Consider the following 16,870-nt stretch of genomic DNA (forward strand, 5'->3'; position numbering starts at 1 on the left):
AAATTGAATATTTTTTCAGAAGTAAAGGAACATCTGACAGCAAGACAGGCAGCAGAATATTATGGTTTGAAAGTTAGGAGAAATGGAACTGCCTGTTGTCCATTCCATGATGATAAACACCCAAGCATGAAGATTGATAAAAATTATCACTGTTTTGCCTGTGGTGTCGGCGGAGATGTCATTGACTATGTTTCCCGTATGTTCGGACTGTCACAGTATGATGCGGCATTCAAGCTGATAGGGGATTTTTCTCTGCCTATTGAGGTAAAGGGAAAAACAGAGTTAAATGCACAGGAAAAGGAGCGTATCCGCAGAAAAAAAGCAGAGCAGGAAAGAATAACTCGCATTAAGGAGCGTTTTGAAAAATGGTGTAATGAGGCTGTTGATATTTTAAGGGACAGTTTATCAGAAATTAAAAGTGTAAGTGATTTCCTTATTGGAAAACCGCCTGACATTATTTTTTCGGAAGATTATGCACAGATACTCCATGCAGAGCCACTTATCAATTACTGGCTCGATATTCTGTGCATGGGAGAAGTTTCAGAAAGGCAGGAGTTATTTTTAAAAGACAGGAAGAAGGTGGAGGAGATTGCAGGAAAAGTCTGTGCAGGTGGAAAACGAATTATGGGATGCAGTAGGGGAAGCGCTTGATATGGAAATGAGTACCGTGGAGGACGTGCTGGAGTCGCTTGCAAGAACACAGAAAGGGAATGTGAAATCTTCCATCGAGAACTGTATGACTATTTTATACAGAGATCCAGTGCTGAAAGATGCCATATGTAAAAATGAGCTGACAAATAAAATAGATATTGTAAAGCCGTTATTGTGGAAACGGAATGGAAGCTGTGTCACTGATGTGGATATGTACCAGATTCAGCGTTACATAGAAACAAATTATGGAATTTCCAGTGATAAGGCAATTAACAAGGCGGTCAGCATTGTAGCAAGTGAAAAAAGTTATCACCCAATCAGTAATTTTCTTGAAGCCTTACAATGGGACGGAAAAAACAGAATTGCAAGTCTGCTTCCGCGTTTTCTGGGCGCAGATGATAACGAATATACAAGAGAAATCATGCAGCTTTTGATGCTGGCGGCGATACACCGGATTTATGAGCCAGGCTGTAAGTTTGAGATTATGGTCTGCCTTGTGGGTGGTCAGGGCGCAGGAAAGTCCACATTTTTCCGTTTTCTTGCTGTCAATGATGAGTGGTTTACAGACGATTTGAAGCGTATGGATGATGAAAATGTTTACAGCAAGATGCAGGGGCATTGGATTATTGAGATGTCGGAAATGCTTGCCACTGTCAATGCAAAAAGCATTGAAGATATTAAATCATTTTTAAGCAGACAGAAAGAAACATACCGTATTCCATATCAGACTTATGCGGAGGACAGACCAAGACAGTGTATTTTTGTCGGTACATCAAATAATCTTGATTTTCTTCCGCTGGACAGGACGGGAAACAGAAGATTTGCGCCTATTCTGGTTCATCAGGAGCGTGTGGAGAAACATATCCTTGAGGATGAAAAGGAGTCGAGGGAATATATTGTGCAGGCATGGGCGGAGGCAATGGTTATCTATAAGAACTGTACACATGAGTTGAAACTGTCAAAGGAAATGGAAGAATATCTGAAGGAGATGCAGAAACAGTTTATGCCAGAAGATACAAAGGTGGGCGTTATTCAGGCTTGGCTTGACGACTGTACTGACGAATATGTGTGCAGTGAGATGATTTACAGAGAAGCGCTTCGGCATGAGTATGAAGAACCGAAACAATGGGAGATTAAGGAAATTAACAGCATTATGAATACCTGCATTGAAGGGTGGGAGAAAATCAGTTCTCACAGGTTCGGAAAGTATGGCTTGCAGCGTGGCTGGAAACGCAGGACAGATAAGCAGGGCTTTACGCCGCTGCCGGACAATGCGCAGACGCCTTTTAAGTAAAACATTATTTTAAACTCTTTTTTATCCCGTTTACAGGGTGTGTTTACATTTTTGTAAACGGTGAGTTTACAGTGGAATATAGGAAAATCAAGGTTTTCAGTCATTTGTAAACGGTGTAAACAGAAAAAACGGAAAACGCAATCATTAGATTAGCAACAAAATGGACATTTATTATACAGAAATATAACATACAAGAATCATTATCAGGCTGGCTTATGGCTACGGCAACATAAAAACGGCGCACAGGACATGGGTAGATACAGGAAATAGAATTATCTGAGGATATGATGGTGTTTATATTTGAAATGGGCGAATAGGTGGTTCCGAATTTTTATATTTGGTACTCAATCCTGAAAGGAAAGCTTATGGAATGGTAGCAAAAATGCTTTATTCGGCGCCGCTGTCTTTAGCGAATGACGGCTGTATTTTTCCGGAATGTGTCGGATGGTTTTCCGACAGATGGTATTTGCCAGCGGCAAATACTATTCTCGGAGAGCGCCTTACTTCTGATGCGTATGCGTCAGAAGTAATAAGGCGTTACTTTTGACAAAAGTAACAAAACCGTAGTTAGTCTTGATACATAAAAATATGAGAAAGAGAGTGGTGCGTTGGCGGCAAAAACAATTTCTTTTCCAAAAGGGAAAGGACATCTTACGCACAATAACAGGGAATTTATCTGCAATAATGTGGTGCCGGAAAGAACAGCTTGGAACCGGATTTACATACAGGAACCATTAAAAGGTGCTTATGAAAAATGCTTCGGACAGGCGCTTCGGGATTATAATGCGGCGCAGAAGCGTAAAGACAGGCAGAAGGAAGATTATCTGAAAGAGATAGAAAATTCCGGCAATAAGGAAAAGACATTTTATGAAAATATCGTACAGATAGGCAAAAAGACGGATACTCCGGTCGCAGATGAGAACGGGGTGATGACAGAGGAGGCAAAAGCAGCGATAGAGGTCTTAGACCGCTATGCAAAGACTTTTCAAGAACGTAATCCAAATTTATATTTATTTAACTGTGTGATGCATTTGGACGAGGCAACGCCGCATCTGCATATAGATTATATCCCTGTGGCGCATGGATATAAAAACGGCATGAAAACACGCAACAGCCTGACAAAAGCATTCCAGCAGATGGGGTTCGCAAAGGCGGTCAGCAGAAAGCAGAATGAAACGGTTGCGTGGCAGGAACGGGAGAGGGAGTATCTGACAGAACTGTGCAGGGAGCAGGGGATTGAGATAGAAGTTCTAGGTGTACAGAGGGATAATCTGTCACTGCCGGAATATAAGGCGGCTATGCACAAGGTGGAGGAACTGGAACAACAGGCGGTGGCGCTGGATAGGCAAAATGAAATTCTTGAACAGCAGAATGATAATCTTGAACAACAATCATCAGAACTTTGTGGACAAGTTCAGGCGTTGGAGGCACAAAACAATGAATTGGTTTTACAGGCACAGAAACTCACAGAGCAGATTGAGGAAGCGGAGGCAAAAGAGAAAGCGGCGAAGGAAGTGCTTGCAAAACATGATTTAAGGGCGGAAACTTTTAAAATGATTTCAAAGGAAGTGACAGCAGAAACAAAAAGCATGAAAAGTGTTGCTGTTCCAGTGACAAATTTTTTCGGCAGTGAGGAATATGTCAAAGTAAAGAAAAACGACTGGAATAAAATATTGGATGCTTTCAGCAAGGCAGTATCAAGAAATCATCTCTTAGAAAAGTATGAGAAGAAAATATCGGATCTGGAGCAGAAGATAACTACGCTTAATGAGCAAGTCGAAAAATTAAAACGGTTTGTAGCATCAAGGGGACTTGGAGGGGCATTTGTGGAGTTTGTAAAATCACTTGCACCAAAGACAATGAAGCAGAAGTTAGGGGAAGCTAAAGTGGATGCGGCTGAACATAACCGCCAGCGAAAAATGAATCAGCAGGAATTGATAGAAAAGGATAAGCATTGGCAACAAGAGATGTAAAGTAAATGTGTTGATGCAGATGACAAGGCAAAAAGATATGATGGAACAGTTAGGAGATGGGAGCAGAGTAATCTGCTCCTATTGAGTTTATGAAACTTATTTTGAGAACTCAAAATAATAATTGAAAAATCAAATATAATGTGATAGAATTATATATGAATTTGATTGAAACATGGAGAGAACATCAGTGAAAAAAGAGCGAATAAAAGTAAATTATAAGCCATTATGGAAGATGATGATTGACAAAGATATATCAAAAGGGGAACTTAGGGCGAAAACAGGGATTGCACCAAGTACTTTTGCAAAAATGTCCAATAATGAATATGTAGCATTAGACGTGTTAGTAAGAATCTGCAATGCTATGAATTGTGGATTGGATGATATTGTTGAAATAGAGAAATATTGATTTTCGAGGCATATAAGTTATGAAATATTATGTGAGATATGGAGGAAATACAAATGGCAAAGAAAGCTGCCGTGAAGGAAGTTACATTAGAAACAACTCTGTGGAATTGCCGTGTTGCATTACGGGGAATTGGCAGTACGGAGAAAAACAGAGATGCAGTTATTGGATTGGTATTTTTAAAGTTTGCAGGGGATAAATTTGAAAAAAGACGTGCAGAATTGATAGAACAATATGGAGAAATACCGGCATTTTTGGAAAAGGTGTCTTTTTATAATGCTGTAAATGTATTTTACTTAAAAGAAACAGCAAGATGGTCATACATTGTGAATCATGCAGGTGATAATGATATAGCGGTAATCGTAGATTAGGCAATGGCAGATATCGAAGGAAGCAATCCGCCCTTAAAAGGTGCATTACCTCAGAACTTGTTTGCAACGCTTGGTGCGAGTAAGTCGGCAATTAAATCTTTGATTGATGAAGTTAATAATATTACTGAAAAGCGTTTTCAGGAAGAAGATCTGATTGGTCGTGTTTATGAGTATTTTCTTCAGGTTTATGCAGCAGCAGGAACAAAAGAAGATGGCGAGTTTTATACCCCGGCGAGTCTTGTAAAACTGATTGCGGAAATGATTGAGCCATATAGTGGCATTGTTTATGATCCCTGTTGCGGTTCAGGAGGGATGTTTGTTCAGTCATTAAAATTTGTTGACCGTCATAATGGCAACAGACAGAATATCTCTGTAATTGGTCAGGAAAGTAATCCTGATACATGGCGACTTTGTAAGATGAATCTTGCTATCCGTGGGATTTCCCATAATCTTGGAGAAAAAAATGCATCTACGTTTACTGAAGATTTGCATAAGGACAAAAAGGTAGATTACATTATGGCAAATCCCCCTTTTAATCTGAAGGGCTGGAGAGGCGAAGATGAATTGCGGGAGGATTATCGTTTTCAAAATTGGCAGGCTATGCCTCCGGTGGCAAATGCAAATTATGCATGGATACTTCATATGATTTCAAAACTGGATGTGACACATGGTATCGCTGGATTTTTGCTTGCCAATGGAGCATTGAATGCAGATGGCGCAGAGTATGAATTGCGGAAAGAATTGTTGGAAAAAGATAAGGTGGAAGCGATTGTCGTATTGCCTCGTGATATGTTTTATACCACAGATATTTCTGTGACAATGTGGATTATAAATATGAATAAGAAAGCTGGTATTGTGAATGGCAGACAATTGCGTGACCGTACAAATGAAGTCCTTTTTATGGATTTACGGAGATGGGATGCCAATATTGAAGAAATTGTGATTGATAAAGGTAAGAAGAAAAAGAAAACGGTTTTAACAGATGAGCAGATTGTAGAAATTAAAAAGATTTACAATAACTGGCAGGGAACGGGTATCTCTATATATAGTAATGTTCCTGAACTGTGTCAGAGGGTAAAGTTGGAGGAAATTCGTGAAAAGAATTATTCTCTTGCCCCAAGTAAATACATAGAGTTTATTGACCATGATTTGGATATTGATTATGAAAAGGAAATGGAACGTATTCAGGAAGAAATGAGAGATATTTTGAAAGCTGAAAAGCAATCTCAGACTATGCTGGAAGAAGCGTTTAGGGGGATTGGTTATGGGATTGGCTAAGTATAAAATAAAAGAACTCATTACAGTAGTATATGAAAAAAATGATAATGGCATTAGAGATTTTTATGGTATAAATATTAATAAAGAGTTTATGCTAACAGTTGCAAATACTAATGATTTGGATGAAAAGAAATATAAAGTAGTTAGGAAAGGACGGTTTGTGTATAGTGGTATGCAAACTGGACGTGATGAGTGTATTCGATTATCTATGTACACAAAAGATAAGCCTATTGTTGTTTCTCCTGCATATATAACATTTGAAGTTACAAAAACAGATAAAATTGTACCATTGTATTTTTTTATTTATTTTTTATCAACAGAAAAGGATAGACTTGGTTGGTTTTATAGTGATGGTAGTGTTCGTGCAAATTTAGATTGGGATATTTTTGGTGATATAGAAATTCAGCTTCCTTCTATAGAAATTCAGAAAAAATATGTGAATATCTATACTGCAATGGTAGCAAATCAGCAGAGTTATGAGCGTGGATTGGAAGATTTGAAGTTATCTATTGATGCTTCCATCGAAAAATTTAAGCATAATGAAAAACGGATTCCATTAGGAGAAATGATAGAAGAATCGGATATTAGAAATATTGATGGTGATATTTTAGTAGTTCATGGAGTAAATAAAGATAAAGAGTTTATGCCATCAGTAGCGAGTGGGGCAGATTTGTCAAGATATAAAATTGTACGAAAAGGACAATTTGCCTGTAATCTTATGCATGTTGGAAGGGATGTAGCTGTACCCATTGCATTACATAAGGAGGACAAGCCAATTATTGTATCACCAGCATATTTTGTATTTAATTTGATAGATGATTCGGTTTTATCAGAATATGCTATGATGTGGCTTTCAAGGAGTGAAACAGATAGGTATGCATGGTTTTTAAGTGATACCAATGTACGAAGTGGAATGGAGAAAAAAAGATTTTGTGAGATTGAAATACCAATACCAGATATTCAAAAACAAAAAGCATTAGTAGAAATGTATAAAGTGTATATTGAAAGAAGAAGTATCAATGAAAAATTGAAACAACAAATTAAAAATTTATGTCCTATATTAATTAAAGGTTCACTGGAAGAAGCAAGTGCATAGTATGGAGGTAGAATGATGATATTTTCTGAAAGATATAAAGAATTAATTAGATGTTGGACATGATGAAGAAGATAATATCTGTGGTAGAGTCGAGCAAATCGTGTGAAAAAGATCCTATACGGATTTGTTTGTAGTATTAGGTTTAAAAGAAAAAATTGTGTATAAAAGGTGAGTTTATGAAAAAATTGGACATTAGCATTTTAGAGCCATATAAAGTATATAAAGGGGGGACTTCATATAGTTTGGAGGGTGATTTAATTGTCGTTTCTGGAATTAATGGTAGTGGAAAAAGTCAGTTATTGCAGATTATTGCGAAAAATAGTAAAGAAAAAATATTGAGAAATATTGTTCAAACGCAGGATAGCGGAGTTTCCTTGAATTTAGAAGGCATTCTTTTATTATCTTTTAGGGACAATATTAATTTAGGGGAGGAATTTGGGCACTTTTCTGTTACCTATAAAGAGAATTATGCCACTGACGCATGGGAATATTATGAGAGGAATATTATGCATTGTCACAAAAATAGTTTCAGTGATAATAAGAGAACAGAAAAGTATAAGGACGGGACTCTTGCCTTTAACAATGATGACATTAAAAATCCATTCTGGAGATCTATTAACAGATTGGTAGATTTATTAAAGAGTAATTATTCTGATGATAAAGTTTTTGATTTATCAAAATCTGAGATAGAAAGTATTTTGCCAAGTGATTTTATTTGGAGAAATGAAAATGATATTATTTCTCAGGTAGGTAATTTATTTTACATAGCTTGTTGTGATAGAGTTAATAAGCAAATCGAATGTTCAGCCTCTACTACGGTATTTGATAACTTTGAGTGGTTAAAAACTGCACCATGGACGATTTTAAATCAACTATTTGAAGAATTGAACTTTAAATATAGATTTAAAACGGACTATGTTTTTACCACTCCATATATGGAAGAAAATCCCAAATTAAGAGAGGATACCGATATTCGTAATTTGATGGATTTAAGTGATGGTGAAAAAGCAATTTTGAAACTTGCTTTGATATCATTAGACGAAGAAATTAGCAAAGACATCAAATTGGTATTGTTTGACGAGTATGACGCTCCACTCAATCCGTCATTAACTGAGTCTTTCTACCATGTTATAGAAAAGTTTTATATTGAAAAAGGGATTCAAATTATTATTACAACGCATTCGTCGGCTACTATTTCATTAGCTCCAGAGTATGCTCAGTTTTACGAGGTTTTTCCTAAAGACAATGATTCTCCTAAAATTATAAAGGTTGAGCAATTTGATTACAGCGAGTTACGAACAGCAAACAAACAGTTCTATGACAAAATCAAGAATCAGGAAGAAAGAATCGCTGAATTAGAGAAACTCACAGAAGTATCTGAAAGAATGTTGTTTGTAGAAGATAAGTATGATCAAATATACAAAATTGCGTTTTTGAAGATTAAGGGGATTGAAGGCATATCAGAAGAAAACCTCGAAGAAAAATTTAAGGAGCATTGTGGATTTACGCTGCACGGAAATTTTTCTTGTGGAGGTCTTTACAATAGATTGATAAGTTCAAATGTCACTAATGATCAAAATAGAGTGATTATATGTTTATTTGATTTTGACAATGAAGGATATCGAAAGTTTGAGGAGTTATCAAAAAAGAGAGATAATCAGACAAAACTATTTCCCCTTATAACAGGTTCGGTTAGAGAAGGTTTAAGTTTAAAACACTATCAGTCTAATCGATATGCCTTAATGCTTCCGATTCCTGAACGATTAGATGATTATGTAAGTGAAAAAACAAGCTCTGATTGTTTTGTTGAAATTGAAACATTGCTATCTGAAGAATACTTAAAGACAAATACTAAAGCAGAACAACGAAGCAATGTATTGAAATTTTATAAAATGAAAGATAAGCACAAGAATGATTTCTGGAAAGATCTTTTTGATGTTGATAGAGAATATTTTATAGACTTTGAACCATTGTTCAATCGGATAGAGAAAATTTTTGAAGAAGCTAAATAAATACAATTGGCAATGGTTTATTTGTTGAAAAGGATATTCCATGATGACAGATTCATAAAAATTGATGCAAAGAAGTTTGAGTTAGATGTAAAGGAAAAGACACTTGCGTTGATGAAAGAATTAAAAGATTGTGATGCAGTTTTCCAAGCACCATTCAACGAACTGACAACAGCTTTAGAATTTTGGGAAAAGGGTTCTTATGCGGAAGCAATTTCTAATGCGGAAAAAAGTTATGAAAGTGTATTGAAGATATTGTGCAATGTAAATCGCGGAAATGCGGATAAGCTGACAAAGCAGGTATTGGAAATAAATATATGTAATATACCAGAAAGTATGACAACAGAAGGATTTAGAGAAAAAGTGCTTTTGTCATTGCCATATGTGAGAAATAATTCTACTGCTTCACATGGTTCAGGAAAAGAAGTAGTAGAAATTACAAAAGAAATGGCAAATCTATCTATCAATATGGCAGCAGCGCTTAATACTTATCTGATAGAAAGTTATGTCAGAAATGTATTCAGTGAAAAAGAGGATGAGTAAAGTGGACTATATATTTGAACGTGGCAAATTCACAGAAGCCGAGCTGGAAGCGGCTATTATAGAAATTTTTAAACAGCAGGGATATCAGTATGTTCTAGGAAAAAATATTCACAGAAAATATGATGATATATTGTTGATAGATGATTTAAAGGCATATATTTCAGATCGTTACGCATCGGAATCTATAAGCGATTCAGAGATGAAAAAAATTATAAACCAGATTGCGCTTATTCCGGCAGTTCCTCTTTACAATGGAAACCGAGAAACATTCTGGCTGGTAAATGAAGGATTTGATTTGGTGCGTGATGACATCAGCAAAGTTGCATTGCATATAGATTATATTGATTATGATCACCCTGAAAACAATATTTTCAAGGTGGTAAATCAATATTCTGTTCAGGATACACATTTACGCCGTCCTGATTTGCTGGTCTTTATTAATGGTATTCCAATTGGAATTTGCGAATTTAAGACTGCTATTGAAGAAGATACAACCATTTTTGAAGCATGGGAGCAGATTACCATTTGTTATAGCCGTGATATACCAAATCTGATGAAATATTGCTTTTTATCTATTATCAGTGATGGCGTGAATACAAAGATGGGTAGTATTTTTACACCATATGAATATTATTATTCATGGAATAAAGCAAATGAAACAGACAAAGTTTCTAATGGTATCAGCTCTTTGTTTACAATGATTGCAGGGGCATTTGCAAAGGAACGTGTAGTAGCAATTATTCGGGATTTTATATTTTATCCAGATGACAGTAAAAAGAACGAAGCAATTATCTGCCGTTATCCTCAGTTTTTTGCAGCAAATAAGATGTTGGCAAATATAAAAGTACATATGCGACCGCAAGGTGATGGAAAAGGGGGGACTTATTTTGGAGCAACAGGTTGTGGGAAAACATACACGATGTTGTTTCTTGCACGTCTGATTGCGTTGCGGGATAGTAACGCTTTTCAAAACCCAACAATAATTATTATTGAAGATAGAGAGGATTTAGATACACAAACATCAAAACTGTTTGTTACTGCAAAGAAATATCTTCACGAAAAAGATGTTCGCAGTATTGAGGACAGGGAAGATTTGGGCATGACATTAAGGGATAAACCAAGCGGTGGTGTATATATTACAACCATTCAGAAATTTTGCGAGTCCATAGGTTTGTTATCAGACAGAAATAATATCATATGTATTTCTGACGAAGCACATCGGACACAGACAGGGATTGGCGCTAAGGTGAAGAAAACAGATGACGGCATATTTACTACATATGGATTTGCGAAATATTTGAGAGATAGTTTTCCGAATGCCTGTTATTGCGGATTTACAGGAACACCAATTGATGATACGATTTCTGTATTTGGTGATGTGGTTGACAGTTATACAATGAAGGAATCCAGTGATGATGGGATAACAGTGCGGATAGCTTATGAACCACGGCTTGCCAGAGTGATTGTTTCAGATGAGCAGGTAAGGGAAATACAAAAATATTATGACCAGTGTGCTGCAGAAGGCTCTACTGAGGAGCAAATTGAAGCAAGTAAACGTGCTATGAGCAGTATGGCGGCTATTTTGGGGCATCCAGATCGGATAAGAAAGCTGGCTCGTGATATTGTGACACACTATGAATTTTTGTGTGCAGAGAAGCCAGAAGTTGTACAAAAGGCAATGATTGTGTGTACAGACAGACAAGTTGCGTTTCGTGTATTAAATGAAATCAAAGCGATACGACCAGAATGGGGGATTCCAAAGAAAGCAGAAAATGAATCCGTTCTTACGAAGGAGCAAAAGGACAAGCTACTCGCTTTACCAAAAATAAATTTGGTTGCGACAAGAAGAAAGGATGACAGAAAAGAATTATATCAGGCATGTGGTACGAAAGAATATCGTAAAAAATTGGATGAGCAGTTTAAAAATAATGATTCTAATTTTAAGATTGCGGTTGTCGTGGATATGTGGATTACAGGCTTTGATGTTCCAGCTTTGGCAGTCATGTACATTGATAAGCCATTGCAAAAACATACTCTAATTCAAACGATTTCCCGTGTCAACAGAGTTTTTGACGGGAAAGATAAAGGTTTGGTAGTAGATTATATCGGCATTAAAAATGATATGTTGGAGGCAATAAAAAAATATGGAGCTTCACAGGAAAGTCCAGTTGATGAGTTAAACATTACATTGGGTATTTTTCGTAACCATCTTGCAATGATAGATGAATTGATGATTCAATTTGATGCAAGAGATTTTTTTGCCGGTCAGCCGCTTGAGAGATTGAATTGTCTGAGTCAGGCAGCAGAATATATTCAAATGAAGAAAGAGATACAGACAAGATTTATGGGGCTTTCCCGTCGGTTAAAGGAGGCTTATCATATATGCTTTCCTTCTGGGGAGCTTACAGATGAAGAAGTCGCAAAAGCGCAGTTTTATCTGGCGATTCGTTCTATTATATACAAGCAGGTAAGAGGAACAGCTCCTGACACAGAAGTTATGAATCGTGTTGTGGAAGATATGGTTCGTGAAGCAATTACTTGTACAGGCATTGAAAGTATTGTGGATGAGAATCGGTCGATTGACTTGTTTAGTGATGAATTTCTGAAAGAACTAAGCACAATTAAGATGCCTATAACTAAATTTAATGCCCTTTTAAAGCTGCTCCGCAAAACAATTACGGCGTATGGGAAAACCAACAATGTTAAGGCAGTTGAATTTGATGAACGATTGAAGCAGGTTGTTGAGGCATATAATAACAGGGATAAACTGGTATTTACAAGCGAAGTGGTTGCGGATTTTGTAAATGACTTATCTGACAAGCTGCTGAATATTTTTCAGGATTTGCAAGAGGATAGAATATCATTTGAAAAGCTGGGTATCACGTATGAGGAAAAGGCATTTTATGATATTTTGGTGAAAGTTCGTGATGATCATGGTTTTCCTTATGCAGATGAGAAATGCCTGGTGCTTGCAAAGAAGATAAAAGAACTCGTGGATGATAAGGCTCAATATGCCGACTGGTCTACTCGTGATGATATTAAAAACCAGCTTAATATGGACTTGACGGTTCTCCTTTACCAAAACGGTTATCCGCCTGAATGGGATGAAGAAATATTTGAAAAAGTAATGGCGCAGGCAGAAAATTTTAAGAAATTTTCCGGTGATAAGCAGTCTGGATTTTCAGACAATACAAGATATCAGTTTCCAGCAGAAGAACCGTTATCTATGGTTGCTGAAAGTGCGTTAGTATATAGGGCGAAAGATAAGTATGATTGTTAAGTAATAATATCAAGACATATACATATTGGATGTCGGAAAAAGGGTTATTGAGCAGGATTTTCAGTTGCTAATATTTAAGAATTTGATATATATCGAGGAGGGTATAAATGGATTTATTAGATGAGAAAGAGTATTATATTGCATATTTTGATATATTAGGATACAAGGATTTTTTTACACATGCATCTAAAAAGCAGATTCATGATATAGTTTCTATGATTTATGATGGGATTTCTGGTATAAAAAGTTATCTTAATAGGTTTAGCAATTTTTCTATTGTGCCAATAATAGAGAATATAGAGATAAAATTTATTGGTTTTTCAGATAATTTTACATTTGCAATGCGAGTGGAAGAAGGACAGAATGAGATATACAAATTGTTGGCTTTCCTATCAATCATAGCTGATATTCAAAGGAATTTCATTGTAATGTATGGATTGTTAGTTCGTGGTGGAATAGTTAAGTCAACAGCTTACATTGGAGAGAATATTATACAAGGAAGAGGCATTATTGAAGCTGTAAGTTTAGAACATAAAGCTGTTTATCCTCAAATTATCATTGACTCATCGATATTTTCTGATATTCACAGATTACATTTTTTGACTGATAAGGAATTAGAATATGGTGGTTCTGTTCAAAACAAAATTAATAAGGGATTGGAATTGAGTTCAGATGAGCAGAAATTTATGAAAGAGATTTTTAATAGCTATATACAAGAACAATTAGTTTTAACATGGAAAGATAATATTCTTATGCGTTCTAACGATGAAAAACCGTTTTTAAATTATATGTATAATATTGGTATCATTAACTATTATTTAGAACAAAATACACTATTTAATGAGTTTCAAGATTTGTTACAACAATTTAATATTCAACATTCATTGAAAATTCCTCAAAAAGGAGATGCTGAGAATTTTATTCGGGTTCATAAGTCAGTTTTAATTGATAAAATTAAAAAATACGGCAGTTATGCAGGGGTAAATATCAACGATGTAAGTGAATTATACGAAAGAGAAAAGGTAATTAAAAAATATATTTGGTTATGGTTGTATCACAGAAAGCTGTGTGATTTATACAAGTTGTCAGAATATGATTTGCAGATTAGTTTAGATATAGATGTTAGGGTAATGAAAATGGTTATTTTGTTAAATGATAAAGATACCAAAGAAACAGCGGATAAAATCATTAATGTGATTCAAGATGTGAAAGAATAGGTTGGAAAATAGAAAGCAGGTGTAATATATGCCAGAACACCAGACGATAGAGTGGAAAGAATCATGGCATGATGAATTTTTAGAGTGGATTTGCGGATATGCGAATGCTTATGGAGGAACACTTTATATTGGCAAGAATGACAATGGAGAAGTTGTTGGGCTTAGCGATAAAGATAGGAAAAAACTATTGGAGTCTATTCCAAATAAAATTACAGATACGATGGGCATTGTAGCAGATGTCAATTTGCTATATGAAAATGACTTGCAATACATTGAGATTATTGTAGACAAGTACCCGTCCCTCATTAGCTATCATGGTAAATATTTTTATCGTTCTGGTAGCACGATGAGAACGATAACAGGAAAAGAACTGGACAAAGCGATTCTGAAGTCACAGGGCAGAACATGGGATGGTATGCCAATACCGAAGCTGAACGTGACAGATTTAAGGAGAGAAGCAATTGATTTGCTGAAAGAAAAGGCGATAAGAAGAGGAAGGCTGACAGAGGAAGAAACAAAAGTTGATGATACAATATTGATGGAAAATCTTCACCTAATTGATGAAGATGGTTATCTGATAAGAGCAGCAATGTTGGCATTCTATAAAGATCCAGAGAAATGGGTTACAGGTTCTTACATCAAGATTGGTTATTTTGGCGATTCCGATTCTGATTTGAAATATCAAGATGAGGTGCATGGCTCTCTGATTGAACAGATTGATAAGACAGTTGATTTGGTTTATACGAAATATTTGAAAGCGTTGATTTATTATGATGGGATTCAGAGGATTGAGCAGTTTATGTTTCCACAGGAGGCATTCCGTGAGATATTGCTGAATGCGGTGGTTCACAAGGATTATAGCGCATGCAATCCTATCCAGATTAGCGTATATGAGGATAAAATATATATCTGGAATGATGGAGAGATGCCGTCTGAACTGGATTCAACGGAGAAACTGTTTGAAAAGCATTCTTCCAAACCGTATAATCCCAAGTTGGCAAATGTTTTCTTTAAAAGTGGTATGATAGAGGCATGGGGCAGAGGATTTGACAAAATCAAGGAGGCTTGTGCAAAGTATGATGGACGCCTGCCGGAATATAATATCAGCGCATCTGGAATTATGGTGCTTTGTAAGGCGTGTGATAAGTATTTGGAGTTGCGGAATGAAGATTCACGTCTTGGTCAAAGTGCCCAAGATAATGACCAAGATGTGACTAAGATGATAATTGCCTTTTGTAAACAGCCACATTCTGCTAAGGAAATTATGGAGTATATTAAAATAAATGATAGGAGCTTTTTTAGAAGGCATTATCTTAATCCTATGATTAAAACAGGACAGTTAAAAATGACAATTCCAGATAAGCCAAAAAGTGGAAATCAAAAATACTATGTTTAGTGATTAATCCGCTCACATCTTGGTCAAAGTGACCAAGATAATGACCAAGTTGTAATAATGAGAATTTAGAAAAATTGTAATTCGCTACATGTGTGTAGCGAATTGGAAAGAATGAGGGAAATAAGTATGACGGAACATCAATGGAAAGAATTATCAAAATATTTTTTGGATAATGGCAATCGAAAGTTATCTACAGAAGAAAAGGAAAAAATAAAATTAGCAATAGATCAAGCAAATTGTTTAAATGAACTACTACAAGTGGCGTTTGCCAGTTTAACTATTGATGCACATAGGTGATTATTGAAAATTTGTGGTGTGGGTACAATTTGGGTACACCAGCTTTGAAACCACATAAACGAGAGATAAAAACGCATCAAAATGATAAGATTTTGTAAGAAAAAGTAATGTAAAACAGGACTTGCAACGAACTGGAAAAAGAGTTCGAGTGATGAAATGGGATTTAAGAACCCAGTGTTTATGTGGGTTTCAAGCAAATTTGTTTAGGTGCCGGCAACGATTTGGCAACATTTTCAACATCACGCACTAAATAATTACATCAATGGCATAAGAAAACCTTGCTGATTTGCGCGAGCAATGAGGAAAATGGGAATGCTTGCATTTCCATTTGACGAATGCCGCGACAACCGCACGACAGTGCGGGTTCAGATATGGAAACTGAATATCGGCAAGGTCTTTTTATGCTTATTTCTGCTTTTTCTTTTTAGCTATTTTCTTTTCTTCTTTCTCGATTTTCTGAAATTCCTCCATAAGCATATCACTGACCGCCTGTGAGGGGACTTTCGCCCAATGCTTTGATGTGTCCAGTTCAGGGTACTTGTACCGCCACTGGTCGTATTCCTCTTTGGTAATCTCGCCCTGTTCCAGTTTGGCGGCTTGCTCCTGCCATGCGTGGAACATATCATACATGGACGTATAAGTGGAATAGTCGGACTTGTCAAGGCGCAAGCAGATTTCCCCGTCAATCTCCCCGATTTTCAGCCCGTACATATCTTCCAACGCAAAGAGTGTGTGCATAAGCCCGATATAGGTATCAATATCCGGTACGGTGAGGGCGTGGGTGCTTATATCAAAGATACCCGCCATTTCTTTTACAAGGTCGTGCTTCGGTGTCCGTGCTTCGGTTTCATACTGTGCCATGCGGACATCAGAGGTCTTTCCGAGAAAACCGAGGATTTCGCCTAACTGTTTCTGTGTCATGCCTTTTCGGTTGCGGAAAAAGCGGATACGTTTGCCGATTGCCATAATAAAACCTCCGTTGTAGGTAAGTAGGTAATCATCCGTATCTGTTATTCCCTGTTTTTCTTTGATACAATACCATCAAAACGTTGGAGGTATTGT

General features: G+C 36.4%; 14 protein-coding genes. 13 read left to right on the forward strand and 1 reads right to left on the reverse strand.

The annotated features are described in order from the left end of the window. Positions 1 to 3: 3 nt before the first annotated feature. From NFS35_RS23065 to NFS35_RS23120, 13 genes are all read left to right on the forward strand, one after another. Positions 4 to 651 (forward strand): CHC2 zinc finger domain-containing protein, encoded by a 648-nt coding sequence (locus tag NFS35_RS23065; protein ID WP_251209414.1) that lies wholly within the window; start codon positions 4 to 6, stop codon positions 649 to 651. A gap of 1 nt (position 652) precedes the next feature. Further along, on the forward strand, positions 653 to 1,945 hold the full coding sequence (locus NFS35_RS23070; RefSeq protein ID WP_408629651.1) for a VapE domain-containing protein: 1,293 nt from the start codon (positions 653 to 655) through the stop codon (positions 1,943 to 1,945). Positions 1,946 to 2,553: 608 nt separating this feature from the next. Then, entirely contained in the window at positions 2,554 to 3,918 is a 1,365-nt protein-coding gene (locus NFS35_RS23075) for a plasmid recombination protein (RefSeq protein WP_251209416.1), read from the forward strand. A 202-nt stretch (positions 3,919 to 4,120) separates the two neighbouring features. Continuing rightward, a complete protein-coding gene (locus tag NFS35_RS23080; RefSeq protein WP_330640422.1) occupies positions 4,121 to 4,324 on the forward strand; it encodes a helix-turn-helix domain-containing protein in 204 nt (67 codons plus the stop codon). A 53-nt stretch (positions 4,325 to 4,377) separates the two neighbouring features. Continuing rightward, on the forward strand, positions 4,378 to 4,692 hold the full coding sequence (locus tag NFS35_RS29445) for a type I restriction-modification system subunit M N-terminal domain-containing protein (RefSeq protein WP_330640420.1): 315 nt from the start codon (positions 4,378 to 4,380) through the stop codon (positions 4,690 to 4,692). A 3-nt stretch (positions 4,693 to 4,695) separates the two neighbouring features. Further along, entirely contained in the window at positions 4,696 to 5,970 is a 1,275-nt protein-coding gene (locus NFS35_RS23085) for an N-6 DNA methylase (protein ID WP_330640421.1), read from the forward strand. Continuing rightward, entirely contained in the window at positions 5,957 to 7,066 is a 1,110-nt protein-coding gene (locus NFS35_RS23090; protein ID WP_251209418.1) for a restriction endonuclease subunit S, read from the forward strand. The genes NFS35_RS23085 and NFS35_RS23090 overlap by 14 nt, the downstream gene beginning before the upstream one ends. Positions 7,067 to 7,242: 176 nt before the next feature. Beyond that, positions 7,243 to 9,078, forward strand: coding sequence for an AAA family ATPase (locus tag NFS35_RS23095; protein ID WP_251209419.1), 1,836 nt, complete (start codon positions 7,243 to 7,245; stop codon positions 9,076 to 9,078). 6 nt (positions 9,079 to 9,084) lie between these two features. Beyond that, positions 9,085 to 9,618 (forward strand): hypothetical protein, encoded by a 534-nt coding sequence (locus tag NFS35_RS23100; protein WP_251209420.1) that lies wholly within the window; start codon positions 9,085 to 9,087, stop codon positions 9,616 to 9,618. 1 nt (position 9,619) lies between these two features. Then, positions 9,620 to 12,898 (forward strand): type I restriction endonuclease subunit R, encoded by a 3,279-nt coding sequence (locus NFS35_RS23105; protein ID WP_251209421.1) that lies wholly within the window; start codon positions 9,620 to 9,622, stop codon positions 12,896 to 12,898. A 107-nt stretch (positions 12,899 to 13,005) separates the two neighbouring features. Further along, positions 13,006 to 14,115: a hypothetical protein gene (locus NFS35_RS23110; protein ID WP_251209422.1), complete on the forward strand. Its 1,110-nt coding sequence runs from the start codon at positions 13,006 to 13,008 to the stop codon at positions 14,113 to 14,115. A 28-nt stretch (positions 14,116 to 14,143) separates the two neighbouring features. Beyond that, positions 14,144 to 15,511 (forward strand): ATP-binding protein, encoded by a 1,368-nt coding sequence (locus NFS35_RS23115; protein WP_251209423.1) that lies wholly within the window; start codon positions 14,144 to 14,146, stop codon positions 15,509 to 15,511. 126 nt (positions 15,512 to 15,637) lie between these two features. Further along, positions 15,638 to 15,808 (forward strand): hypothetical protein, encoded by a 171-nt coding sequence (locus NFS35_RS23120; protein WP_183080572.1) that lies wholly within the window; start codon positions 15,638 to 15,640, stop codon positions 15,806 to 15,808. Between the two features lie 405 nt (positions 15,809 to 16,213). On the opposite strand, the gene NFS35_RS23125 is transcribed toward NFS35_RS23120, so the two are convergent. Continuing rightward, positions 16,214 to 16,774 (reverse strand): helix-turn-helix domain-containing protein, encoded by a 561-nt coding sequence (locus NFS35_RS23125; RefSeq protein WP_251209424.1) that lies wholly within the window; start codon positions 16,772 to 16,774, stop codon positions 16,214 to 16,216. Between the last annotated feature and the right edge of the window lie 96 nt (positions 16,775 to 16,870).

Source organism: Acetatifactor aquisgranensis (assembly GCF_943193215.1).
Taxonomy (GTDB): Bacteria; Bacillota; Clostridia; order Lachnospirales; family Lachnospiraceae; genus Acetatifactor; species Acetatifactor aquisgranensis.

Excerpts from the sequence above, each read along its gene's own strand:
- NFS35_RS29445 (WP_330640420.1), top strand. The coding sequence starts at position 4,378 with ATGGCAAAGAAAGCTGCCGTGAAGGAAGTTACATTAGAAACAACTCTG.
- NFS35_RS23115 (WP_251209423.1), top strand. The coding sequence starts at position 14,144 with ATGCCAGAACACCAGACGATAGAGTGGAAAGAATCATGGCATGATGAA.
- NFS35_RS23070 (WP_408629651.1), top strand. The coding sequence starts at position 653 with ATGGAAATGAGTACCGTGGAGGACGTGCTGGAGTCGCTTGCAAGAACA.
- NFS35_RS23110 (WP_251209422.1), top strand. The coding sequence starts at position 13,006 with ATGGATTTATTAGATGAGAAAGAGTATTATATTGCATATTTTGATATA.
- NFS35_RS23095 (WP_251209419.1), top strand. The coding sequence starts at position 7,243 with ATGAAAAAATTGGACATTAGCATTTTAGAGCCATATAAAGTATATAAA.
- NFS35_RS23125 (WP_251209424.1), bottom strand. The coding sequence starts at position 16,774 with ATGGCAATCGGCAAACGTATCCGCTTTTTCCGCAACCGAAAAGGCATG.
- NFS35_RS23090 (WP_251209418.1), top strand. The coding sequence starts at position 5,957 with ATGGGATTGGCTAAGTATAAAATAAAAGAACTCATTACAGTAGTATAT.
- NFS35_RS23085 (WP_330640421.1), top strand. The coding sequence starts at position 4,696 with ATGGCAGATATCGAAGGAAGCAATCCGCCCTTAAAAGGTGCATTACCT.
- NFS35_RS23120 (WP_183080572.1), top strand. The coding sequence starts at position 15,638 with ATGACGGAACATCAATGGAAAGAATTATCAAAATATTTTTTGGATAAT.